General features: G+C 71.9%; 23 protein-coding genes. 10 read left to right on the top strand and 13 right to left on the bottom strand.

What is annotated here, in order from left to right:
* From ACFWVP_RS18875 to ACFWVP_RS18855, 5 genes are read right to left on the bottom strand one after another with little or no spacing between them, the layout of a single operon-like run.
* Positions 1–837, bottom strand: coding sequence for a DUF4255 domain-containing protein (locus tag ACFWVP_RS18875; RefSeq protein ID WP_384497972.1), 837 nt, complete (start codon positions 835–837; stop codon positions 1–3).
* Positions 838–841: 4 nt separating this feature from the next.
* Positions 842–1561, bottom strand: a complete 720-nt coding sequence (locus ACFWVP_RS18870) for a hypothetical protein (protein ID WP_384497970.1) — start codon at positions 1559–1561, stop codon at positions 842–844.
* Positions 1554–2312 carry a hypothetical protein gene (locus ACFWVP_RS18865; protein ID WP_384497969.1) on the bottom strand — a complete coding sequence of 253 codons (759 nt, stop codon included), beginning with the start codon at positions 2310–2312 and terminating at the stop codon, positions 1554–1556. The genes ACFWVP_RS18870 and ACFWVP_RS18865 overlap by 8 nt, the downstream gene beginning before the upstream one ends.
* A gap of 8 nt (positions 2313–2320) precedes the next feature.
* Complete coding sequence (locus tag ACFWVP_RS18860; protein ID WP_384497968.1) at positions 2321–2845, bottom strand: phage tail protein; 525 nt, start codon at positions 2843–2845, stop codon at positions 2321–2323.
* Positions 2846–2887: 42 nt separating this feature from the next.
* Positions 2888–4738: a phage tail sheath C-terminal domain-containing protein gene (locus ACFWVP_RS18855; protein ID WP_384497966.1), complete on the bottom strand. Its 1851-nt coding sequence runs from the start codon at positions 4736–4738 to the stop codon at positions 2888–2890.
* 673 nt (positions 4739–5411) lie between these two features.
* Between ACFWVP_RS18855 and ACFWVP_RS18850 the strand changes: the two genes are divergently transcribed.
* Positions 5412–5882 (top strand): hypothetical protein, encoded by a 471-nt coding sequence (locus tag ACFWVP_RS18850; RefSeq protein ID WP_384497965.1) that lies wholly within the window; start codon positions 5412–5414, stop codon positions 5880–5882.
* 21 nt (positions 5883–5903) lie between these two features.
* Here ACFWVP_RS18850 and msrB read toward each other — a convergent pair whose 3' ends face one another.
* From msrB to ACFWVP_RS18830, 4 genes are all read right to left on the bottom strand, one after another.
* Positions 5904–6311 (bottom strand): peptide-methionine (R)-S-oxide reductase MsrB, encoded by a 408-nt coding sequence (gene msrB / locus ACFWVP_RS18845; protein WP_384497963.1) that lies wholly within the window; start codon positions 6309–6311, stop codon positions 5904–5906.
* A gap of 10 nt (positions 6312–6321) precedes the next feature.
* On the bottom strand, positions 6322–7716 hold the full coding sequence (gene murC / locus ACFWVP_RS18840; RefSeq protein WP_384497962.1) for a UDP-N-acetylmuramate--L-alanine ligase: 1395 nt from the start codon (positions 7714–7716) through the stop codon (positions 6322–6324).
* A gap of 45 nt (positions 7717–7761) precedes the next feature.
* Positions 7762–8214 carry an indole-3-glycerol phosphate synthase gene (locus tag ACFWVP_RS18835; RefSeq protein ID WP_384497961.1) on the bottom strand — a complete coding sequence of 151 codons (453 nt, stop codon included), beginning with the start codon at positions 8212–8214 and terminating at the stop codon, positions 7762–7764.
* Positions 8215–8370: 156 nt separating this feature from the next.
* On the bottom strand, positions 8371–9153 hold the full coding sequence (locus ACFWVP_RS18830) for a pyrimidine reductase family protein (RefSeq protein ID WP_384497960.1): 783 nt from the start codon (positions 9151–9153) through the stop codon (positions 8371–8373).
* Here ACFWVP_RS18830 and zapE point away from each other — a divergent pair.
* The 4 genes from zapE (at position 9152) to ACFWVP_RS18810 (ending at position 13395) form a co-directional block, all read left to right on the top strand.
* Positions 9152–10333, top strand: a complete 1182-nt coding sequence (zapE, locus tag ACFWVP_RS18825) for a cell division protein ZapE (RefSeq protein WP_384497958.1) — start codon at positions 9152–9154, stop codon at positions 10331–10333. The two genes, ACFWVP_RS18830 and zapE, sit on opposite strands and share 2 nt — an antisense overlap.
* 85 nt (positions 10334–10418) lie before the next feature.
* Positions 10419–10844, top strand: a complete 426-nt coding sequence (locus ACFWVP_RS18820) for an OsmC family protein (protein ID WP_384497956.1) — start codon at positions 10419–10421, stop codon at positions 10842–10844.
* A 134-nt stretch (positions 10845–10978) separates the two neighbouring features.
* Positions 10979–12355 carry an alkaline phosphatase PhoX gene (locus ACFWVP_RS18815; protein WP_384497954.1) on the top strand — a complete coding sequence of 459 codons (1377 nt, stop codon included), beginning with the start codon at positions 10979–10981 and terminating at the stop codon, positions 12353–12355.
* 194 nt (positions 12356–12549) lie between these two features.
* Positions 12550–13395, top strand: a complete 846-nt coding sequence (locus ACFWVP_RS18810) for a polysaccharide deacetylase family protein (protein ID WP_384497952.1) — start codon at positions 12550–12552, stop codon at positions 13393–13395.
* A gap of 42 nt (positions 13396–13437) precedes the next feature.
* Here ACFWVP_RS18810 and ACFWVP_RS18805 read toward each other — a convergent pair whose 3' ends face one another.
* Both ACFWVP_RS18805 and ACFWVP_RS18800 read right to left on the bottom strand, forming a co-directional pair.
* Positions 13438–13617, bottom strand: a complete 180-nt coding sequence (locus tag ACFWVP_RS18805; RefSeq protein WP_384497950.1) for a hypothetical protein — start codon at positions 13615–13617, stop codon at positions 13438–13440.
* Positions 13618–13643: 26 nt separating this feature from the next.
* Positions 13644–14321 (bottom strand): AIM24 family protein, encoded by a 678-nt coding sequence (locus ACFWVP_RS18800; protein ID WP_384497948.1) that lies wholly within the window; start codon positions 14319–14321, stop codon positions 13644–13646.
* 71 nt (positions 14322–14392) lie between these two features.
* Here ACFWVP_RS18800 and ACFWVP_RS18795 point away from each other — a divergent pair, with 71 nt between their 5' ends.
* The 5 genes from ACFWVP_RS18795 to ACFWVP_RS18775 all read left to right on the top strand — a co-directional run bounded on the left by ACFWVP_RS18795 (position 14393) and on the right by ACFWVP_RS18775 (position 19484).
* Positions 14393–15151 (top strand): peptidyl-tRNA hydrolase, encoded by a 759-nt coding sequence (locus tag ACFWVP_RS18795; protein ID WP_384497946.1) that lies wholly within the window; start codon positions 14393–14395, stop codon positions 15149–15151.
* Between the two features lie 202 nt (positions 15152–15353).
* On the top strand, positions 15354–16106 hold the full coding sequence (locus tag ACFWVP_RS18790) for a DUF4142 domain-containing protein (RefSeq protein ID WP_384497944.1): 753 nt from the start codon (positions 15354–15356) through the stop codon (positions 16104–16106).
* 123 nt (positions 16107–16229) lie between these two features.
* The gene (locus tag ACFWVP_RS18785; protein ID WP_384497942.1) at positions 16230–17531 is read left to right on the top strand and encodes a DUF692 domain-containing protein; all 1302 of its coding nucleotides are present in this window, start codon (positions 16230–16232) and stop codon (positions 17529–17531) included.
* Complete coding sequence (locus ACFWVP_RS18780) at positions 17528–18601, top strand: TIGR04222 domain-containing membrane protein (protein WP_384497940.1); 1074 nt, start codon at positions 17528–17530, stop codon at positions 18599–18601. The genes ACFWVP_RS18785 and ACFWVP_RS18780 overlap by 4 nt, the downstream gene beginning before the upstream one ends.
* A gap of 100 nt (positions 18602–18701) precedes the next feature.
* A complete protein-coding gene (locus ACFWVP_RS18775) occupies positions 18702–19484 on the top strand; it encodes a TIGR04222 domain-containing membrane protein (RefSeq protein WP_384497939.1) in 783 nt (260 codons plus the stop codon).
* Between the two features lie 288 nt (positions 19485–19772).
* Here the strand turns inward: ACFWVP_RS18775 and hemQ are convergent, their stop codons facing one another.
* Both hemQ and hemG read right to left on the bottom strand, forming a co-directional pair.
* Positions 19773–20486, bottom strand: a complete 714-nt coding sequence (gene hemQ / locus ACFWVP_RS18770) for a hydrogen peroxide-dependent heme synthase (RefSeq protein ID WP_384497937.1) — start codon at positions 20484–20486, stop codon at positions 19773–19775.
* A 4-nt stretch (positions 20487–20490) separates the two neighbouring features.
* Positions 20491–22035, bottom strand: a complete 1545-nt coding sequence (hemG, locus tag ACFWVP_RS18765) for a protoporphyrinogen oxidase (protein ID WP_384497935.1) — start codon at positions 22033–22035, stop codon at positions 20491–20493.
* Between the last annotated feature and the right edge of the window lie 28 nt (positions 22036–22063).

Raw genomic sequence — 22063 nt, 5'->3', positions numbered from 1 at the left:
TCAGCCCTTGTCGTCCGGCGTCGGCGTGTCGCTCGTGGCCGGCCTGCGGGGGCGCGGCGGAGCGGTTCGCCTGGCCGCGGCCCTGGTGGGCTTGGCCGACGCCTTCGCGGTCTTGTGCGCCGGGGCCTTCTTCGTGGGGGCGGCCGGAGTGACAGGCGCCCGTGAAACCCCGGCAACCCCGACAACCCCGGCATCTCCGTCCGTGCCGGGCGGCACCGGCGCCCCCGGCGCCCCGAACGGCACCACCCGTACCGTGTGTTTGTCCACGGGCTTCGCCGGGGCAGGCTTCCCGCGGCCCTCGATCACCACCAGCGACGCCTGGTAGGCCACCGACAGGGTGTACGGGGTCTGGTGCAGCATTCCCCAGAGCTTGGACGTCTCGTCGACGTCCATGACGGTCGGCGTGAAGCGGACCTTCTGGGGCGAGTCCGCCAGATCGCTGCCTGCCAGATGCGGTCGCTCGGCGGCCAGTTCGATCAGTTCCCTGGGCAGTACGGGAATCTCGTGCAGGGTCCGGATCACACAGCCCAGCAGCCGCTGCCCGACCAGCTCCGTCTCCTCCCCGTACGCGCTGATCACGTAGTGGAGGTCCAGCGGTGCGGCCGCCCGGTTGCGCAGGGTGCCGTCGGCGGTACGCGTCGGCAGGTCGTTGTTGCGCATCGCGGGGTTCGGGGTCACCTGGTAGAGGAACACCGTGACGGTCGGCTCGCCCGGTGGCTCCACCGGCGGCTTACGGGTCTCCACCTTGACCGCGATGTCCATCTCGGGTCCCAGGTTGCTCTCGATGAGCAGGGCGAGCGCCTGGGTGACCGTGGCGACGGCGAGTGCGTTGCTCATGTCGTCAGTCCCTCTTCCCGCCGCGCGACAGGTAGTCGTCCAGCGTCAGTACGGGTGCGGGCCGGCCGGCCGGCTGCGCGGGGCGCCCGGCCGGTGAGGCGTTCGCGCCGGGCGGTGGCGCGGCACTGACCTCCAGCCGGCCGATCCGTACGTGCACGACGCGTTCGGCCGGGCGTGGGGCGCGCCGCCCCACCGGTCCGGGTGCCGCGCCCCGCGCGGCGGCGGAGTCGGAGCCGCGCGGCACGGGGAGCGCCGCCGCACGTGCCGGCGCGGCGGCGGACTGTGCCGGTGCGGCCACCACGGGCACCGACGCGGGTTCCTCCCGCGCGGACTGCCGCCCCCGGCGCGCCGCATGTACGCCTTCTTCCGCCCCAGCGGGCCGGGCCTTCGGCGACGGAGCCACCGGGGGCCGCGGCAGCGGTGACGGGACCGCTGCCGCGGGCCGGACCCGCGGGGCCGTTTCACCGGGCCGCGGAGCCCGCTCGGTACGCAGCACGGTGTGCCGCTCGGTGTGGACCTCCCGGGCCGGCCGGGGCGGGTCCGTGGCGGCCCGGGGGGCGGAGGGGAGCAGCGCGGCCGGTCCGTCCGGCTCGTGCGGGCCGTACCGCAGTGCCTCGGCCCGTTCGAACGGACCGGCCAGCCGGGGCCGCACCCGGACGCGCGCGCCGCCGGTCGCGGCCACCGGCGTGTACCGGGCGAGCAGCCGGTCGAAGTAGTCAGCCATCGGTACACAGCTCCAGGTAGTAGCGGCGCCGGAGGGGGCTGAGCGCCAGGATGTGCGGCTCGCTCCACCCGTAGGCGGTGGCGAGCAGATGGACGTCGACAAGCAGGTCCCGCGCCCAGTTGTCCAGTTCGGTCCAGAGGTAGGAGGTGATGTCCAGCTCGGCCCGGGTGGCCTCGCCGCATTCGGGGCAGGCGACGTTCAGCGTCACCTCGGCCGTGGGGTCCGCCTCGGCGGCCTTCTCCGCGACGAGCCGCTCCACCCGTTCGGGCAGCAGGGCGGCCAGTCGTTCCGTGGCGACGGGTTCTCCGCCCCGCAGTGCCCGCACCGTGCAGTCCGTCACCAGCCGCCGGCGGGCCCCGTCGGGCGAACCGGCCGCACCGGCTGCCGCGAGGTCGGCGACGGTGGGCAGCCGGAAGTCGACCACCCAGTCGTCCTCCGCCACGCGCAGCAGCCGGTCCCCGGCGGCCGGACGGACGCCCAGCGCACCGGCGTCGAGGTCGAATTCCATGGCCTCGCCGCAGGTGCCGCACTCGATCCGCACCTGCATCAGTTCGCCGAAGAGCGACCGGCGCAGCGCGAACAGATCCGCCTCCCGCTCGCCGACCGGCACCGACAGCAATGCGTCGGTGCCGGCCCCCGGGCGGGCCGTCCGGTGCAGCAGCAGCGATTTCTCCGCCGCGCCCAGAAGCAGCCCGGTCTCCCAGGCGGCCAGGAGTTCGGCGGGCCCCACCGGGGCCGTTCCTGGTGTCACGACGACGTTCAGGCCGGGTGGGTGAACGACGGCTCGACGGGTTCCGGGATCTCGTAGTCGCGTTCCCAGCCCTCGCACTCCAGCTTCACGCTCTGGATGGCGACGGCGTTGGCGTTCGCGTCGAGTTCGCCGACGACCTGGTACTCACTGACCCAGGCCCGGTAGAGCTTGTGCGATATGGCCACCTGTCCTGCCTCGTTGAGCACCTGGATGATGATGTCCTTACGGAAGTCCCGGAGCGAGACCTCCGAGCCGAGACCGGCGCCCACCTGCCAGACCTTGTTGGCCCAGCGGTCGAATTCGGGATCATGGGTGACACCGCGTTCGAGTGTGACGCCCTCGAACTCGGATCGGCCCGGCGATTTGCGCGGTGAGCTGGGATCACCGCCGTGGCGGTGTTTGACCACCTCGGTGGTGCGTTTCAGGGGACTGATCTTGCTGATACCCGCGACCGTTCGACCGTCCCAGAGGACCAGGAACTTGAAATTCTTGTAGGGGTCGAAGCGATGGGCGTTGATCTGGAACTCAGCCATCGGTTTCCTTCGTGTTCCTTTTCCTTGACTACGGGTCGTCGGCTACGAGAGGTCGAACTGCCCGGCGAACTGCTGGATCTTTACGATCACGAACTCCGCGGGCTTGACCGGGGCGATACCGATCACGACGTTGACCACTCCGCGTTCGATGTCGGCGTCGGTGGTGGTGTCCTTGTCGCACTTCACGAAGTACGCCTCGCGCGGTGTGCCGCCCTTGAACGCGCCCTGCCGGAACAGGTCGTTGAGGTAGGCCGACGCCTTGAGCCGGATCTGCTGCCACAGCTGCTCGTCGTTGGGTTCGAAGACGACCCACTGCAGACCGCGGTAGAGGCTCTCCTCGACGTGCAGCGCGAGCCGGCGCACCGGCACGTACTTCCACTCGCTGTCGAGCGCGTCCGCGCCCTCCAGCGTGCGGGCGCCCCAGACGAGCGGCCCCACCACGGGGAAGGTACGCAGGCAGTTCACGCCCAGCGGGTGGAGCAGTCCGTTCTCCCGGTCGGTCAGCCTGACCGTCAGGGACCGGACGCCGGCGAGGCGTGCCTCGGTGCCGGCCGGTGCCTTCCACACCCCGCGCTCGCCGTCGGTGCGGGCGATGACCCCGGCGACGGCACCGGACGGCGGGAAGGAACGCAGCCGCCCGGTCAGCGGGTCGGTCAGCCGCAGATGCGGGAAGTACAGCCCCGCGTGGTTGCTGCGTACGGGCTCGAACGCGCCGATCCCGGCCCGCGCGGCGTCGACGCTGCCCCAGGTCGAGGGTGAGTCGACGAGCAGGAAGATCCGCCGCTCCTGGCAGAGCTGCTCGGCCGCCGAGAGGACGGTGACCATGTCCTCGGTGGACTCGTACGCCGACAGTTCCGGCAGCGCCAGCAGGTTGACGTCGTCCACGTCGCGCAGCGCCTGGAGGCCGGTCTTGCTCCCCTCGCTGCCGATGAGGTCGCGCGGGCCGGGCGGGTCGCCGTCCTTGCCGCCCTCCAGCGGGAAGACGGGCGGATTGACGGAGGCTTCGAGTCCCAGGTCGTTGGCGCACTCGCCGATGAAGCGGACGACGTCGTCCGGATCGACGGACCCGGCGACGACCTGGAGCCGCCTGCCGAAGGCGGTGACCTCGGACCCGGCGAAGGCGTGCCTGCCGGGGGCGTCGGGCAGCGCGCGCAGCTTGCGCTCCAGCAGGAGGGCCAGCTCGGTGACGCTGCTCGGCGGTTCACCGTCGCGGTCGGGTTCGAAGAGTGTGAACTCACGCTCCACGTCGCCGATCTTGACCTTCAGTTCGACCTCCAGGCCGGGCAGGTCCGCCGCGAAGGGCTTGGAGACCGTGCCGGACGGGTCGGGCCGGTCCTCGTCGAGTGCCTTCACCCGGACGAGGGAGGAACCCGCGTTGACGACGGTCTCGACGAAGCGGCCGTGGCCGGCGTCCATGGAAAGGCCGGTGAAGGACTCCCGGGCTCCGCCGCGGGCGTCGAGGATCTGGAGGTTGAACGTCCGGTCCGGCGCGGGAGTGTCGTGGTCGACGGCCACCCGCAGCACCGAGCCCCACACCCCCGGCTCTTTCGCGTGCACCTCCAGCACCGGGCACTCGCTGTGCCCCTCGGTGGAGCGGAGGGTGACGCGGGCGTCCTCTCCCGTGCCGGCCTCGGCCACCCGGACGATCACCGCGAGCGTGCCGCCGTTGCCGAAGAACTGGTGCACCGCGTAGCTGAGGGCGCTCTGCGAGGTGAGCCCGCCGAAGCGGCGCTCGAAGTCCGCGAAGCTGGTCACCCGTACCGGTTGGTTGAGCGGACCCCGGCGGGTGTGCCCCACGAACGCGGTCACCGAGGTGGTGACCGAGGCGATCGTGCGGACGCCGCTGGGAAGTTCTTCGATGTACACACCGGGATAGCCCATGTGCGTCGGCATTCCCCCTCCATTCCCTTCGCGCACCAAGAGATGAGAGGAGAGGAGAAACAATTGCGCGCATACGTCGAATACGCGATGCGCACACGATCCCCCGCGTGCATCCCCCGTCGTTCACCCCGTGCGATATCTGGTCTCGCAGGGCCATCCGCATCCGTGTGCGCTGGTGGCTCCTGATGCATGAGTGCCTCTTGCGAGTGTGTATCGCGCCACGAGAACGGGTCAAGGTAGCGATTCGGTCATCCCGGAACGGCTCCTGACCGGATCGCCGATAAACGGTTCGTCATGGTCAGAAGATTTTCCCATCAGCATATGAAGATTCAATTCACCATCGCTTCACAGAAAATTCGGAGCCCACAGGAGAAACAAGCCGCATTGACTCGATGACGGCGCGCGCCGCCGTGCGCGGGGAGCACCAGGACCAGCAACCAGGTTCGATTACCGGACGGATGTAGCACCCAGGCCATATGGGATTCTCACGAACTCGCGGATCTCGCGGATCTCGCGGATCTCGCGACCACGCGGACCTCGTGGGCCGGATCGGCGCGCCATGAGGGCGCGGACGACGGGTGCGGGTGGCCCGGGCCGCCGCACCCGCGGGTGTGCGGCGGCAGGTACCGTAGGGAGGACGATTTCGTGGGCCTCCTGACGGGCTGCGTACACCCAGGAGGAACACATGACGACGAACCGCGGGCGCAAGGACGTCATCCGGGACCGGATGGCCGCGACCGGCGAGTCGTACAACGTCGCCGCGCGCAATCTGAAGGCGATGAAGGACATGGGCGCGACCCGCGACGCCATGCTCGTCCAGCGCTGGCAGCCCGCGGAGTCGCTGGACGTGCCCTGCCCGTGCGGTGGTACCTGCGAGCCGGGCGAGACGTGCGACCACTGCCACGCCCGGCACCGGCACGTGAAGCGCTATCCGGGCAGCGTCACGGACGTGGAGGTCTGGGCGGACCGGTACGAGTGCCTCGGCTGCTCGTCCTCGTACACCCTGACCGTCCGCCTGGCCGGTCGGCCGTGGGGCGTCGCCGAGACCGTGGTCCAGGGCGGGTCGGCGGAAGAGGTCGTGCGGGCCCGGGTGTTCCCCGGGGTCAGGCATCCGCTGCTGCGGGCCGAGGCGACCGCCGGGTCCGAGGAGGACTGACGGCGGTCGCGCCCCGGCGGCTCAGCCCTCGTCGGGCGCGAGCGTCAGCGAGATCGAGTTGATGCAGTACCGCTGGTCCGTGGGCGTGGGGTAGCCCTCGCCCTCGAAGACGTGGCCCAGGTGCGAGCCGCAGCGGGAGCAGCGCACCTCGGTGCGGGTCATGCCGAGGCTGGTGTCCTGGATCAGCTCGACGGCTTCGGTGTCCTTCGGGTCGTAGAAGGACGGCCAGCCGCAGTGCGACTCGAATTTGGTGTCGGAGCGGAACAGCTCCGCGCCGCAGGCCCGGCAGGAATAGACGCCCTCGGTCTTGGTGTCGGTGTACTCACCGACGAACGCGGGTTCGGTGCCGGCCTTGCGCAGCACCGCGTACTCGGCGGGGCTCAGCTCCGCCCGCCATTGCTCGTCCGGCTTCTCGACGTCGTACGACACGGTGGCTCCCTCAGCTCGACAGGTGGTCCAGGATCTGCGGGCCGAGGTCGGTGACGTCGCCCGCTCCCATGGTGAGAACCAGATCGCCCGGCTTCGCCATTCCCGCGATGACGGCGGGGACGGCCGCCTGGTCGTGGACGGCCGTGACGTCGGCTCCGGCCGTCTTCGCCGCTTCGATGATCAGGCTGCTGGTGATGCCCGGGATCGGGTCCTCGCGGGCCGGGTAGATGTCCAGCACGACGGAGGCGTCGGCGAGGGCGAGCGCCTGCCCCATCTCGGTGCCGAGCTCCTGGGTGCGGGAGAACAGGTGGGGCTGGAAGACCACCAGCAGGCGGGCGTCGGTGGCCGCGCCGCGCATGGCCGCCAGGTCGGCGGTCATCTCCGTGGGGTGGTGCGCGTACGAGTCGATGACCTGGACGCCGGCCGCCTCGCCCTTGAGCTGGAGGCGGCGCTTAACACCGGTGTACTTGCCGAGCGCGGAGGCCAGGTTGTGGGCCGGGATGCCTAGGGCGACACCGGCGGCGAGGGCCGCGACCGCGTTGTGCGCGTAGTGGCTGCCGGGCACGGAGACCGTGAAGGTGAGGTACTTGCCGTTGAGGACGACCGTGACCTCGCTGGTCAGACCGCGCGGGGTGATCTTGTGGACGCGTACGTCGGCGTGCTCGGACTCGCCGTAGGTGACGACGTCGAGGGACTCCCTGTCGCGGACCCGCCGGGTCAGCTCCACCGCGCCGGGCTGGTCGGCGGAGACGACGAGCGTGCCGCCGGGGACGACCTTGCCGACGAACGTCTCGAAGGAGTCGTAGATCTCGTCCATCGAGGCGTAGTTCGCGTGGTGGTCCAGCTCGACGTTGAGGACGATCGCGACCTGGGGGTCGTACTTCTGGAAACTGCGGTCGCTCTCGTCGGCCTCGGCGACGAAGATGTCGCCGCCGCCGTGCGCGGCGTTGGTGCCGGGGCCCTCCAGGTCACCGCCGATGGCGTACGAGGGGTCGAGGGCCAGCTCCGACAGGGCGACGGCGAGCATCGACGTGGTCGTGGTCTTGCCGTGCGTGCCGGCGACCGCGATGGCGCGCAGGCCCTCCATCAGGGAGGCGAGCGCGTCGGAGCGGTGCACGACCGGGACGGACAGCTCCGCGGCGCGGGCCAGCTCGGGGTTGTCCGGGCGGATGGCGCTGGAGACGACCACGCAGGACGCGTCGTCCGACAGATGACCGGCGGCGTGCCCGATGTGGACGGTCGCCCCCAGCGCGCGCAGGGCCTCGGCGGTGGCGGACTCCTTGGCGTCGCTGCCCGCCACCTTCGCCCCCCGCTGGGCGAGGATCTTGGCGATGCCCGACATTCCGGCGCCGCCGATGCCGATGAAGTGCGGCCGTTCCAGGGCGGCAGGAATACCGGGTGCCATGCGTGCGTCTCCGAGGGTGCGAGGTGGGTGCGGTCCGCCCCCAGCCTATTCGCTGTGCGCGAAGAGCTTGAGCACCGGTACGCCGACCTTGTGCCGGGCCCGGGAGGCCCAGTCGCGGTGGAAGAACTCCTCCACGTAGTGCGGGGCGGTGAGCACGATGACCTCGTCGGCCCCCGCGTCCTCGACCACGGACTTCAGCTTGTCCAGGGGATGGTCCTCGATCACCTGTCCGACCGCTTCCGACCCGGCCTTGCGCAGTTCCTGGAGCGAGTACTCCAGGGCGACCGCCGCGGGTTCCTGCGCCGCCCTGCCTTCCGGTTCCTCGCCCTCGCGGACCGCTTCTCTCAGTTCACCGAGCGCCACGTCGTCGATCGCCCGGAGCAGGACGTCGGCCTGGTCACCGCGCGGCTGCATCAGTACGACGAACGAGATCCGCTCCTCGCCGTGGAGGGTCGTGACGAATTCCACGTCCTCGGGAGTGAGGGGCTTCTCGATCATCAAAACGCTTGTGAACACGGCAGGCGCCCTTCCGTTTCATCTCATCGGCCCTGGACGGCCGCTGCTGCTGAAACCATCCTTCCCCGCAATTGCACGGGGTTGCAGGACTAATAGTGCCCACCTGCAGCTAACCGGAACGACAAATTCCGCTAAGTGTCAGATCTTCCCGTACCGGCTGAAGAGGAATCCTGCCTCCTCCAGCAGCGACACGAGGGAGAAACGTTCCGGCACGATCACCGGCGGGCCGTCCGAGATCCGCTGCGCGCCTCCGGCGACGAGCATCGGGGACAGGGTCAGGCAGAGCTCGTCCAGCACCCCCGCCGCCACGAACTGGCCGAGCAGCCGTGGTCCGCCCTCCGTGAGCAGCCGGGTGTGCCCGCGCGCGGCCAGCTCGGCGACGGCACGTGCCGGATCGACGCCCGCGCCGTCCCCCGCGATCAGCACCTCGGCACCCGCCTCCCGGGCCGCGCGGATCCGGCCGGCCGGTGCCGCGGCCCCGGTGACCACCAGGGTCGCGACCAGCGGCGAGGCGAAGAGCGGCAGGGAGAAGTCCAGATCCAGGCTCGCGCTCACGACGGCGATCGCGGGTGCGGGACCCTGCCCGGCCGCCGCGCGGCGTGCGGCGAAGGCGTCCCGTGCCCTGGCGGGCCGGTAGCCCTCCTTGCGCACGGTCTCGGCGCCGACGACGACCGCGTCGGCCAGCCCCCGCAGGGTGCCGAAGATCCGCATGTCGGACGCGGAGGAGATGCCCTGGGAGCGGCCGTCGTGGTGGGCGGCGCCGTCCAGGGTGGACACCATGTTGGCGCGCAGCCAGGCACGGTCGCCCCCGGGGTAGACGTAGGCCTCGGCCAGTTCGTCGAGGGTCCACTCGCGATCGGTGGCGGCGGGGGTACCGGCGGCCGTGGGTGTCAGGTCCGTCACAGGGAGCAGGCGTCGCATGCCCCGCAGTCTGGCACGGCCCTTAAGGTGGAGAGTTGTGTCGTCCTCCTCCTCCGCCGTGCCGGGGCAGAGCCCCATAGCCGAAACGGCCCCGCAGTCCCTGTGCGCCCTCGAGCCGCGCGTCCCCGCCGACCGTCTGGTCGCGGAGATGGTGCCGCCGCCGCGCTTCGACTCGGTGCGTTTCGATACGTACGTACCCGACCCGAACCAGCCGAGCCAGACCGAGGCCGTCAGGGTGCTCGGCGATTTCGCCGGTGGCCTCGGCGGGGCGCACGCCAGTGGTGCGGGCAGGAAGGGAAGAGCCGGAAGCGCGTCCGTCGAGGGGTGGTGGCGGGCGACGGGTGGGCGGTTCGGCAAGAAGCCGGCGCCGCCTGCCGGGCCCCGGGGGGTCTACCTCGACGGCGGTTACGGCGTCGGCAAGACCCACCTGCTGGCCTCCCTGTGGCACGCCACCCCGGCCGCCCCTTCGCTGAAGGCCTTCGGCACGTTCGTCGAGCTGACGAACCTGGTCGGCGCGCTGGGCTTCCAGCAGACCGTGCAGACCCTGAGCGGCCACCGGCTCCTGTGCATCGACGAATTCGAACTGGACGACCCGGGTGACACGGTCCTGGTGTCGTCCCTGCTCGGCAGGCTCGTGGAGGCGGGGGTCGCGCTGGCCGCCACCTCGAACACCCTGCCCGGCAAGCTCGGCGAGGGCCGTTTCGCCTCGGCCGACTTCCTGCGCGAGATCCAGGGCCTCGCCTCCCATTTCCGGCCGCTGCGGATCGACGGCGAGGACTACCGGCACCGCGGGCTGCCCGAGGCCCCGCCGCCGTACTCCGACGAGCAGGTCACCCGGGCCGCGTACGCCACTCCCGGGGCCTCCCTCGACGACTTCCCCTCCCTGCTCGACCACCTCGCGCGGGTCCACCCGAGCCGCTACGGCGCGCTGACGGACGGGATCACGGCGGTCTGCCTCACGGATGTGCGGCCGGTCCCCGACCAGTCGACGGCCCTGCGCCTGGTGGTGCTCGCGGACCGGCTCTACGACCGCGAGGTCCCGGTGCTCGCGTCCGGCCTCCCGTTCGACCGCTTGTTCAGTGAGGAGATGCTGAACGGCGGGTACCGGAAGAAGTATTTCCGGGCGATCTCCCGGCTGACCGCACTGGCGCGTGACGCAAAGGGACTGGTGGCGCAGTAGGTTCGGGGGCGTACCGCGTACGAGGTGCTCCCGGGTGCCTCGTACGTCCCGTTCAACCGCGCACACCGTTCTGAAGGGATCCAGCATGGCTACCACGCGTCAGGCGCACACGGTCTGGGAAGGCAACCTGCTCGAGGGCAAGGGCGTCGTCACCCTCGACTCCTCCGAGATCGGGGAGTTCCCGGTCTCCTGGCCGTCCCGCGCGGAGAAGGCGAACGGCAAGACCAGCCCGGAGGAGCTCATCGCGGCCGCGCACTCCAGCTGCTTCTCGATGGCGCTCTCCAACGGCCTGGCGTCGGCGGGCAACCCGCCCACCCGGCTGACCACCCAGGCCGACGTCACGTTCCAGCCCGGCACCGGCATCACCGGCATCCACCTCACGGTGGCGGGCGTCGTTCCCGGTCTGGACGAGGCGGGCTTCGTGAAGGCCGCCGAGGACGCCAAGGCGAACTGCCCGGTCAGCCAGGCACTCACGGGCACGACCATCACGCTCACCGCGTCGCTGGACTGACCTCACCCGTCCCGGAGGCCGCTTTCGCCCCTGGGGCACATCAAGGCACGGTGACCCGCATGGTTCCCGCGTGACACGACGCGTGGTACACACATGCGGGTCACTACACCTGTCCGCCAACAGGGAGTTGCCTCATGTCCTCCGAAACACGACGACTCGCGACACGACGCCAGGTCCTGGCCCGCGGCGGCGCGACCGCCGCTTCCATCGCCTTCGCCGGGGCCTTCACCGAACTCTTCGCGGGCACGGCAGCCGCGCGTGGCCACAGCGGCTACGGCCCCCTCCTGCCGGACCCCGGCGGCCTGCTCGATCTGCCGAAAGGTTTCCGCTACCGGGTGCTCTCCCGCGAGGGCGACCCGCTCCGCTCCGGCGAGGGTCCCGTGCCCGGCAATCACGACGGCATGGCCGCCTTCGCCGGCCGCCACGGCCGGGTCCATCTGGTGCGCAACCATGAGAACCGGGTCACGGGAAAGATCGGCGTCCCGACGGTCGAGGGCCTCACGTACGACCCGGTGGGCAAGGGCGGTTGTACGGTCCTGGAGCTCGACAGCCGGAACAACGTGCTCGGCGAGCGGGTCGCCATCGCCGGTACGGCCGTCAACTGCGCGGGGGGTCCCACGCCGTGGAACACCTGGCTGACCTGCGAGGAGACCGAGGACAAGGCCGGTACCAACGGCTACACGAAGGACCACGGCTTCGTCTTCGAGGTGGACGGCGCCGATCCGCGCCGCACCGGGGCCGTACCCCTGACCGCGATGGGCCGCTTCCAGCACGAGGCGATCGCGGTCGATCCGAAGAGCGGGGTCGTGTACGAGACCGAGGACGCGTTCGAGCGGCCGTTCGGGCTCTTCTACCGCTTCCTGCCCGGGAAGCCGCTCGGTGGCACGGGTTCACTGCAGGCCGGGGGCGCGCTCGAAGCCATGCGGGTCCCGGGGTTGCCCGACCTGTCCGCGGTCCAGGAGACCGGTGCGGGTTTCGACCGGGTCGAGTGGGTCCCGGTCCCTGATCCACTGGCCGCCGCGACGCCGATCCGGCTGCAGGACTTCGGGCCGAAGGGCGTCACGCACGCCCAGAAGCTGGAGGGGTGTTACTGGGGCGGCTCGTCGGTCTATTTCGTCTCCAGCTTCGCGCGCAGTGCGGAGGGGTCGGCGGGCGACCACTTCGGGCAGGTCTGGCGCTACGAGCCGAAGCGGCGCCGGCTCACGCTGGTGGTCGTCTTCGGCCCGGACACGGACGTCCAGCTGCCCGGTGAGTCCCCGGACAACATCTGCCTCGCCGCCGACGGCGGGCTGATGGTGTGCGAGGACGGTGGCGGCGCGCAGCACGTGCTCGGGGTGACGCGGCGCGGAGAGGTCTATCCGATGGCGCGGGGGCGGCAGAACACCGGGACGGCCGAGGACCCCGAGTGGGGCGAGTTCGCGGGGGTCACGTTCTCACCGGACGGCGGGACCATGTTCGTGAACTGCTACACGCCGGGGACGACGTTCGCGGTGACGGGTCCCTGGCGCTGAGCGACCGGGAGCGGGCCGCGGGGCCGGGCGGCGATGCCCGCGCCCGCCCCCGCGGCGACCGTCGCGACGGTTCCGTGTGCCGTGCCGGAGTGCCTAGGGCGGCCCCGGGTGCGCAGGAGGAGGGGCCGGAGAGCCTGAACAGATTCTGATCATCCATCAGCTAACGTCTCCCGGTGATCAAATCTGTTCGTACGATGACAGCACTCACGGTTCTGGGTGTGGTCCTCACCGGCTGCGGCAGCCCGGAGGTCTCGCGGACCGCCGCCCTCGCACCCCCGGAGAGCCCTACCGCCGTCCCCACGGTGCGGGCGGAGGAGCGGCCGCCGACGATGGCGCCGGGGCCGCAGGGCCTGACCCCGGTCTTCGAGCGCCGGGCCGCCGGGGCCGACGGCGGGACTCCCGCGGCCGACAAGGTCGTGGCGCTCACCTTCGACGCGGACATGACGGCGGATCAGGGGGCGCGTGCCGCGGCGGGCGAGCACTTCGACAACCCGGGCCTGATCGCGCTGCTGCGCCGGCTGAGGGTGCCGTCGACGGTCTTCATGACCGGGCGGTGGGCGCAGGAGTACCCGTCCCAGGCCCGCTCGATCGGCACCGATCCGCTGTTCGAGATCGCCAACCACTCGTACAGCCACTACGCCTTCGCCACGCCCTGCTACGGACTGCCGGTCGTGGCGAAGGCCGATATGCGGGCCGATGTGGAACGGGCCTTCACCGCGATCCGGAAGACGGGGGCACGCAATGTCGTGCCGTACTTCCGCTTCCCCGGTGGCTGCTACGACGACGCGTCGCTGAAGGCCCTGGCACCTACGGGGGTCACTGCGGTGCAGTGGGACGTCGTCAGCGGGGACGCGTTCGCCACGGACGCGGACGCGGTGGCCGAACAGGTGCTGGCCGGGGTGGAGCCCGGCTCGTTGGTGGTCATGCACTGCACGCGCAGCGCGGCCCCCGTCACCGACCGGGCGCTGCTGCGGGTGATCCCGGAGCTGCGCGAACGGGGCTACCGCTTCGTCAAGGTCTCCGAGCTCATGCGGGGCTGAGGGCCGGCCGGCCGCCCACGCCCCGCGCGCACGACCGCCCCGTCAACCGGAGCAGGCCGTGCGGCCCGCCTCCTGCCACTCGCAGACGGGGCACAGGGTGCTGCCCTCGGTCGCCTCCGGGTACTCGGTCGGCTTCCGGCACAGCACGCACTCGGCGTACGGCGGGCCCGCGTCGGCGGGTACGGGGGCCGGCGCGGGCGCAGCACAGTACGAATCGTCCATGGCTCCGAGCGTACCGACCGGCGAGGTCAGTTGGCCGACGCCTTCTCCGGCTTGAGCTCGCTGGGCCGGACGATCACGAATCCCTCGCCCTGCAGCATCAGCTGGACGGCCTCGCCGGAGCCGCCGCGCACCATCGAGCCGAAGCTCTGCGAGCGGTGCAGCGTGGTGGACAGCTGGGCACTCCAGCCGACGACCGCGTCCGTGTCGACGTACACCGGCTGCCGGGCCGTGACGGGGATCACGATGGGCTGGCCGTCGCATATCAGGCCGAGCTTGCCGTAGCCGCTGAAGACGCTGTTGAAGAGGCCGCCGCCGGTCATGCCGGCCCCCTTCACCGTCTTGATCTCGTACGCGAGGCTCGCGTCGAAACACAGGACGTTGCGGCCGTTGATGGTCAGGACGTCGCCCTGTTCCATCTCCACGATGAAGCAGCTGGCCGCCTCGTGGGCGAACCACGCCTCGCCCTGGCCACGGACGGCCATGAGCGGCAGCCCCTCGCCGGTGACCGCGCGCTTGAGCATGCCGCCGATGCCCTGCCCCTTGCGCTCGAACTGCAGATCGCCGCGGTAAGCGATCATCGATCCCTGACGCGCGTGCATCTCGCCGTTGACGGCGTACTTGATGGACTTGGCGTTCTGCAGGGACATGCCGGGGGCGGTGGCCTGCTGGGCCATGTGCTCACTGGAAAAGAGATCGCTCTTCATGCCCGCATCCTCACCCGGAGCCCTTCGTTCCAGCAAGAAACGGTTTCCGCGGGCCTGGCAGACTGGAGTCCGTGAGCAGCGACGACCTTCCCGAGCCCCTTCCCCAGCCCGCCCCCGAGGCGGTTCCAGAGTCTGCGGACAGCCCGTTCCGCACGGAGCCGACCTCCCGCGACGAGGCTCCACAGTTCGTGCTGCCGCTGGTGGTGCGCCTGGAGAAGACGGATCCCCCGGCGCGCACCGACGCGTTGCGGACCGCCGCCCGTGCGGTGCTGACGATGCTCTCCGACGAGCGTTCGCTCGGCGAGGGCGAGTGGGCGCGGGTGATGCGGGACTGGCAGGACGCCCGGATCCGCAAGGTGGTGCGGCGGGCGCGGGGCGCGGAGTGGCGCAAGGCGTCCGCGCTGCCCGGGATCACGGTCACGGGTGAGCACGCCGAGGTACGGGTGTTCCCGCCGGTGCCCCTGGACGGCTGGCCCAAGGAGCTGGCCAAGCTCCAGGTGTCGGGCACGGATCTGGACGATCCCGGGCCGCCGGCCGCACCCGATCCCGCAGCGCCGGTGCTGTGGATGAATCCGGACGTGGGCATGTCGGCGGGCAAGGCCATGGCCCAGGCCGGGCACGCTGCGCAGCTCGCCTGGTGGGAGCTGTCGGACACGGAGCGCAAGGCCTGGCGGGAAGCCGGCTTCCCGCTCTCCGTGGCCACGCCCGACGCGGCCCGCTGGCGGGAGCTCACGGTGAGCGGGCTGCCGGTGGTGCGGGACGCCGGATTCACCGAGATCGCGCCGGGATCCTGCACCGTGGTCGCGGACCACCCGGCACTGCGCCGCTGAGCACCGGGCCGCGCGGCCGGGCACCGGGACAGCGGGTCCCCGGAACAGCGCGGTCGGACATCCTGCCGTGCTGTTGAACATCCCTGCGCCGATCTACGTATCTCCCGGTACCGCCGTACCGGCATTACCGCCAAGTAGGTTGCAAGCCGAGTCAGTTGGCGGTTGGTTCAGAGCTGTCACGTATCGGCCCGGGAGACACACGTTGCGACGCATCAACGGAACGGCCCTCATCATCGCGGCACTGGTCGCCACGCTCGGCGCGCTCGCCTATCCGGTGTGGTCCTACTCGGACCGCTCGGGCACCGGTGAGGCCAATCTGAACGCCTCCAGCGTCGCGACCCAGTGGGGCCCGCTCTCCGCGACCGACCGGGACTTCCTGGTCAAGGTGCGGCTGGCGGGGCTGTGGGAGCTGCCCGCGGGGCAGCAGGCGATCGAGCGGGCGCCGAGCGAGGCGGTGAAGATGGCGGGCGATCACCTGGTGGTCGGCCACACCGACCTGGACCGGCGGGCCAGGGACGTGGCCGCCAAGCTCGGGGTGGAGCTGCCGAACCAGCCGACGGAGCAGCAGCAGGGCTGGCTGCGCGAGCTGACCGCGGCGGGCGGCGAGGAGTACGAGCGCAAGTTCGCCAATCTGCTGCGGGCCGCGCACGGCAAGGTCTTCTCGCTGATCGCCCAGGTCCGGCACACCACGCGCAACGCGCTGATCCGACAGCTGGCCTCGGACGCCAACCAGACCGTCCTGGACCACATCACCATGCTGGAGCTCACCGGATTCGTCGACTTCGACGGTCTGGCCCGCGAGGCGGCCGGCACGTCGACGGCCAGCCCCTCGGGCCCGCCCATGTCGTCGGGCGGGAACCTACCGCAGGTCCCGGTGCCGGTGACGCCGAGCGGGGACCAGTCGTTCACCTCGCGCCCGGTGCCGCCGACCCTGGAGCCGCTGCCGCGGCCCTGAGCACGGCCGCGCGGCCCCGGGAACCTCAGATCCACCTCTGAACGTCCTTCATTTCGGATTCACCACCGCCATGCCGGGTCATCACCCCCGCACGAAGCGATGGAGCGGACGAGGGGGGACGGGATGAAGCTGGGAACCGGTATCGGCTGGCGGCCCGAGATCGAGGACGCCGTGGAGGCGCTGCCCGGGATCGACTGGGTCGAGGTGGTCGCGGAGAACATCTGCGCCGATCACCTCCCCGACTCGCTCGTACGCCTCAGGGAGCGCGGCGTCACCGTCGTCCCGCACGGTGTCTCGCTGGGCCTCGGCGGGGCCGGCCGCCCCGACGCGGGACGCCTCGCCGGCCTGGCGGCGCGGGCCGCCCTGCTGGACACACCACTCGTCACGGAGCACATCGCGTTCGTACGGGCCGGGGGCCCGCTCACCGCGTCGCCGGGGCTGGAGGCGGGGCATCTGCTGCCCGTACCGCGGACCTGGGACGCGCTGGAGGTGCTCTGCGAGAACGTCCGGATCGCGCAGGACTCGCTGCCCGTGCCGCTGGCCCTGGAGAACATCGCGGCTCTGATCTCCTGGCCGGGTGAGGAGCTGACCGAGGGGGAGTTCCTCGCCGAGCTGGTCGAGCGCACGGGGGTGCGACTGCTCATCGACGTGGCCAATCTGCACACCAACCACGTCAACCGGGGCGAGGATCCCGCGACGGCCCTCGGCGAACTACCGGTCGAGGCCATCGCGTACGTCCATGTGGCGGGCGGCGTCGAGAAGGACGGGGTCTGGCACGACACGCACGCCCATCCGGTGACCCGGCCCGTCCTGGACGTGCTGGCCGAGCTCCGCTCGCGGGTCGATCCGCCGGGTGTGCTGCTGGAGCGGGACGACGACTTCCCCCCGGCGTCCGAGCTCGCGGGCGAACTGACCGCGATCCGCGCCACGCTGGCCGCCGCTGCCGGCACTCCGGCGCCCGTGCTCCGGCGGCCCGGCCGGCCCCCGGAGCCGGCCGGACGGACGGCCGGCGCCCGTGAACGGCTCGGTCTGGCCCAGGCGTCGCTGCTGTCCTCGCTGGTCGCCGGCGCGCCGGCACCGGAGGGCTTCGACCACCGGCGGCTCGGGGTGCAGAGCCGCGCCCTGGCCGCCAAGCGCGCCGAGGTCGTCGCCAAGGTGGCACCGGAGCTCCCCGAGATCCTCGGCGCCGGCTACCGCGAGGCGTTCCTCGGGTACGCCAGGACCCGGCCGATGTCCGCCGGATACCGCCGCGACGCCCTGGACTTCGCCGAGCGGCTGCTCATCACGGGCCGTCCGGCGGACGCCGCGGCCCGCCTCCGGCTGACCCACTGGTGGCAGGACCGGGCGGCGCCGCGTCCGCCGCGCCGGAGCACCGCGTTCGTCCGGGCGGCCCGTGCCGCCCTCATGGGAAGGGGACCCCGATGAACGTCCTCGCTCTTGTGCTGACCCTCGCCGTGGCCGTCTCCTCGACGCTCCTGATCGTCTCGGCCCGCAAAGCCGGCCGTCGTGGTGGCGGCGGCGGCCCCGTGTACGTGCACGACCGGTCCGAGGCCGCCTTCCTCGGCGGCGGCCCGGCCAGGGTCGTGGACACCGCGCTCACCGCCCTGTACACGGACGGACGGCTGGTCATCGGCGGCCCCGGCATCGTCGCCGTACAGCGGGCGGAGGCCCGTGACGTGGTGGAGCGTGCCGTGCTCCAGGAGTTGTCCGTCGCCCCGAGCGGGGCCCTGCACACCCTCCGGTCGGCCGTGATGCGGCATCCGGCGGTGCAGGAGATCGGTGACGGTCTCGCCGCCCGCGGGCTGATGGTCGCGCCGGGCGAGAGCCTGACCCGCCGCCGCCGGGCGCTCACCCAGGGGGTCGTGTGCACGGTGGCCTTCCCCGTCGGCCTGGTGCTGACCTTCGTGCAGTACGCCCTGCACGAGGGCTACGCGGACATGCCGTTCCCCTTCATCCTGAAGGTGCTGCCCGCGCTCGTGACCGGCGGCGTCGTCGGTTTCGTCGTCGCCGCGTCGGCCAGGGCCCGGGTCACCCGGGCCGGCCGCCTGGCCGCCGACGGATACCGGGCCGCCCACGCCCACGTGCCGGACCCGGCCCACCTGGTGGCCACCGTGGGGCTGCGCGCGCTCCCCGACCCGGTGCTCCAGGGGCAGTTGCTGGCAGCCGCGCGGCATCCTTCCGCCCGGCGCCCCTCGCCGTCCTCCGCCCCGTACTCCCCGTCGACGGACTCGTACGCCACGGGCGCCGTGCTCCTGCCCGTGGTGTGGTGCGCCGGGGCGGGCCCGGGCAGCGGGAGTTGCGGGAGTTCCGGCGGCGGTGGCGGCCACGGGACGGGATCCTCCTGCAGTTCCGGATCGGGCTGCGGCGGAGGTTCGGGCGGCGGGTCGGGCTGCGGCGGAAGCAGCGGGTCCAGTTGCAGCAGCAGTGGTTCGAGTTGCGGCAGCAGCAGCAGCAGCAGCGGCGGCGGCGGGTCCAGCTGCGGCAGCAGCTCCTGAACGTATGGATTCGGCCACCGATGACCGTCCGTGACCGTAAGTCGTCCATATCGTGAACAACCCATGGCGCTTCCTTGCCCATCTCGCATAGAACCTGGCCATGCTCTGGGTCTTGCTTCTTCTGGTCGCGTGGGGCGCGTCGGCCGTCTCCTGCATCCGGCTCTGCCTCGTCACCGCGGGCGCGGCCCAGCGGTCGGCCGAGGCCGTCCGTGCACCCGCCCTTCACGAACTCAACCTGTACGAGACGGCTTTCCTGGCCGGCGGCCCGCAGCGGGTCGCCGACCTGGCGCTGGTCTCCATGCATCTGCGGCGCCGTCTGCTGCTCGCGCACACGGGCTGGGCGACGGTCGTGGATCCGGAGGGCCGGGACGAGGTGGAGCGCACCGTGATCCGGGCGATCGGCCCGGAGGGCCAGTCCCGCATAGCGCCGATACGGGCGTCGGCCGCCGCCGCCGACGCCGTACGCGCCCTCGCCGACCGGCTCGTCGCGGCGGGCCTCGCCGTACCGCACGGCACCCGGACGACCCTGGCGTCGGCGGTGCGCGCGGTGCGGGGTGCGGCCGTGCTGGTGGTGGTGCTGGCAGCCGCCGCGGTGCTGCTGCCGGGTCAGGAACCCGGCTACGCGGGCCCGGTGGTGGCGTGGTTCGGGCTGCCGCTGGTGCTGACGCTGGGCTGCCTGGCCATCGCACGGGTGGAGAACCATCCGTACAGCCCCTGGGCGTCACCGTCCGGGCAGCGGTGGCTGGACTCGCTCCCGGCGCCGGTGCGGGGCGCGGACCGCGATCTGCTGGCCGCGGTGGCCGTACGGGGGGTGGGGGCGGTGGAGGACCCTGGGCTGAGGGCTGCCCTGCGCGACGGCCGCACGGCGTATACGGGCCATTGAGCGGCCGAGGACGGCACGAGGGAGGACGGCGGAAGGGCCGCCCCCTCGACGGGAACGGCCCTTCCGCGGTGCTCTGTTCGGCCCGCGGCACATCGGCCCGTACACGGCGAGGAGCGGCGGCCTGCGGGGAGGAATGGCTGACTCCCCCGCGGGTCACCGCAGTTCGCCGGTACCGGCCGATGTGCCCGGAACCGGACCCGGTGTCGCTGGAACGACGGGCGGCTGCGCCGGCGCCGGCGCCGTAGCCCGCCAACTGATCTTCCGGGTCTGGGTGACCGGAAACGCTGGTTATGCGAGACCGGCCACCAAGTCTGCGACGGACTTCCTGCGCCCCGTGTAGAACGGGACCTCCTCACGGACGTGCAGCCGTGCCTCGGAGGCCCGCAGGTGACGCATGAGGTCGACGATGCGGTACAGCTCGTCGGCCTCGAACGCCAGGACCCACTCGTAGTCGCCGAGCGAGAAGGAGGGGACGGTGTTGGCGCGCACGTCGGGGAAGCCGCGGGCCATCTTGCCGTGGTCCGCGAGCATGCGGCGGCGGTCCTCGTCCGGGAGCAGGTACCAGTCGTAGCTGCGGACGAAGGGGTACACGCTGACGTAGGCGCGCGGCTCCTCGTCGGCCATGAAGGCCGGCACGTGGGACTTGTTGAACTCGGCGGGGCGGTGCAGCGCCATGTTCGACCAGACCGGCTCCAGAGCGCGGCCCAGCGTGGTGCGCCGGAAGAGGTTGTACGCCTCCTGGAGGGCGTCGGAGGTCTCGGCGTGCCACCAGATCATCAGATCGGCGTCGGCCCGCAGACCGGACACGTCGTAGGTGCCGCGGACCGTGACGTCCTTGGCCGCGAGCTGGTCGAACAGCTCCTGGACCTCGTCGGCGTAACCGGCGCGGTCGGCGGGAAGCACATCTCGCAGCTTGAAGACGGACCACAGGGTGTAGCGAATGACCTCGTTGAGGTCCTTGGCCTTCTTGCCTGCGTTCGGAAGCTTTTCTGGCGCACTCATACGGCTATTGTCCCGCCTCGCTCCGAGTGCCCTGAACCCGGGTCGACGTGGCGATGATCTCCCCTGTCCGCTCCCCCGTCCGATCCCCCATGTCCCCCGTGTGCTCCTCCCCGGTCTCGCCCGCGATCCCGCCCGTGAGGTGCCGGGCGATCTCGTCCGCGGCCCGCCGTGCGCTCGCGACACAGGCGGGGATGCCGACCCCGTCGTACACCGCTCCGCACACCCGCAGCCCCGGCAGTTCGGCGACCTCGGCACGGATCCGGGCGACCCGGGTCAGATGCCCCACGGGGTACTGCGGCAGTCCGCCGATCCACCGGGTCACCTCGGTGTCCACGGGGCGGGCCTTCAGCCCGGTCGCGGCGGCGAGGTCGCTCAGCGACACGTCGACGAGTTCGGAGTCCTCGCGGTGCAGGTGCTCCTCCTCGCCGTACCGGCCGACGGAGGTGCGCAGCACGAAGAGGTCGGGGGCGGCGTCGGCGACCCACTGCCACTTGTTGCTGGAGAAGGTCGACGCCTTGACGGTGCGTCCGTCGACGGGCGGGACGAGGAAGCCCGAACGTCCTCGCAGCGCCGGGGTGCCCGCGATGTCGGAGCGCCGGAAGGCCAGGGTGACCAGGGCCATCGAGGCGTACTCGACGGCGGCCAGCTCGACGGACGCGGCCGGGCTCTCCGCGGCGAGCAGTGTGGACGCCGACCAGGCCGGGGTTGCCAGGACGATGCCGTCGGCGGTGATCACCCGGGTGTCGGTGCGTACGTCCCAGCCCTGCGCGGTCCGGGTCAGCCCGAGTACGGGGGTGGCGAGGAGGATGTCCGCCCCTCCGGCGCGCACGGCGTCGGCCACGGCGTCCGGCAGGGTGCCGATGCCGCCGTCGATGCCCTGGAAGACCGGTCCGGTCCGCTGCCGGGCGGCCGCCCGCTCCTGGACGCGCCGGACCGCGTCGAGGAGCGAGCCGCCCTCCTTCACGGCCTCGAAGAGCTGCGGTACGGCGGCGCGCATCGAGATCCGGTAGGCGTCGCCCGCGTACACCCCGCCGAGCAGCGGCTCCACGAGCCGGTCGACGACCTCGCGGCCGAGCCGGTCGGCTACGTACGCGCCGACCGCGACGTCCTCGCCGACGGCGGTCGGGGTGAGGTCGCGTTCCTGGGCGATCCTGGCCAGTCCCTCGGGGGAGAGCACACCGCTGAGCGCGTCCGGGTCGCCGGGCACGCCCATCACATGGCCCTTGGGCATGGGGCGCAGGGCGTCGCGGGTCCAGACCGAGGCGGTGGCGGTGGCGGGCGGCCGCAGCCGGTCGCCGAGGCCGGCGGCGGTGGCGAGCTCGACCGCCTCGGGGCGGCGGGCGAGCATCGACTCGGCGCCGAGGTCGACCCGGGTGCCCGCGATCTCGCCGGTCATCAGCTTGCCGCCGAGCCGCCCGGTCGCCTCCAGGACGGTGACCCGGAGGCCGGTGGAGAGCAGCCGGTGGGCGGCGGCAAGTCCGGCGATGCCACCGCCGACGACGACGACATGGCCCGTACGCGTGGTGTCGCGCTGAAGAGGAGACTGCATGAGTCCACTCTCTCAAACCGCTGTCGAG

Origin of the sequence: Streptomyces sp. NPDC058637, assembly GCF_042717325.1 — a bacterium.
Classification (GTDB): Bacteria; Actinomycetota; Actinomycetes; order Streptomycetales; family Streptomycetaceae; genus Streptomyces.
This window is presented reverse-complemented; position numbering and strand designations above follow the sequence as displayed.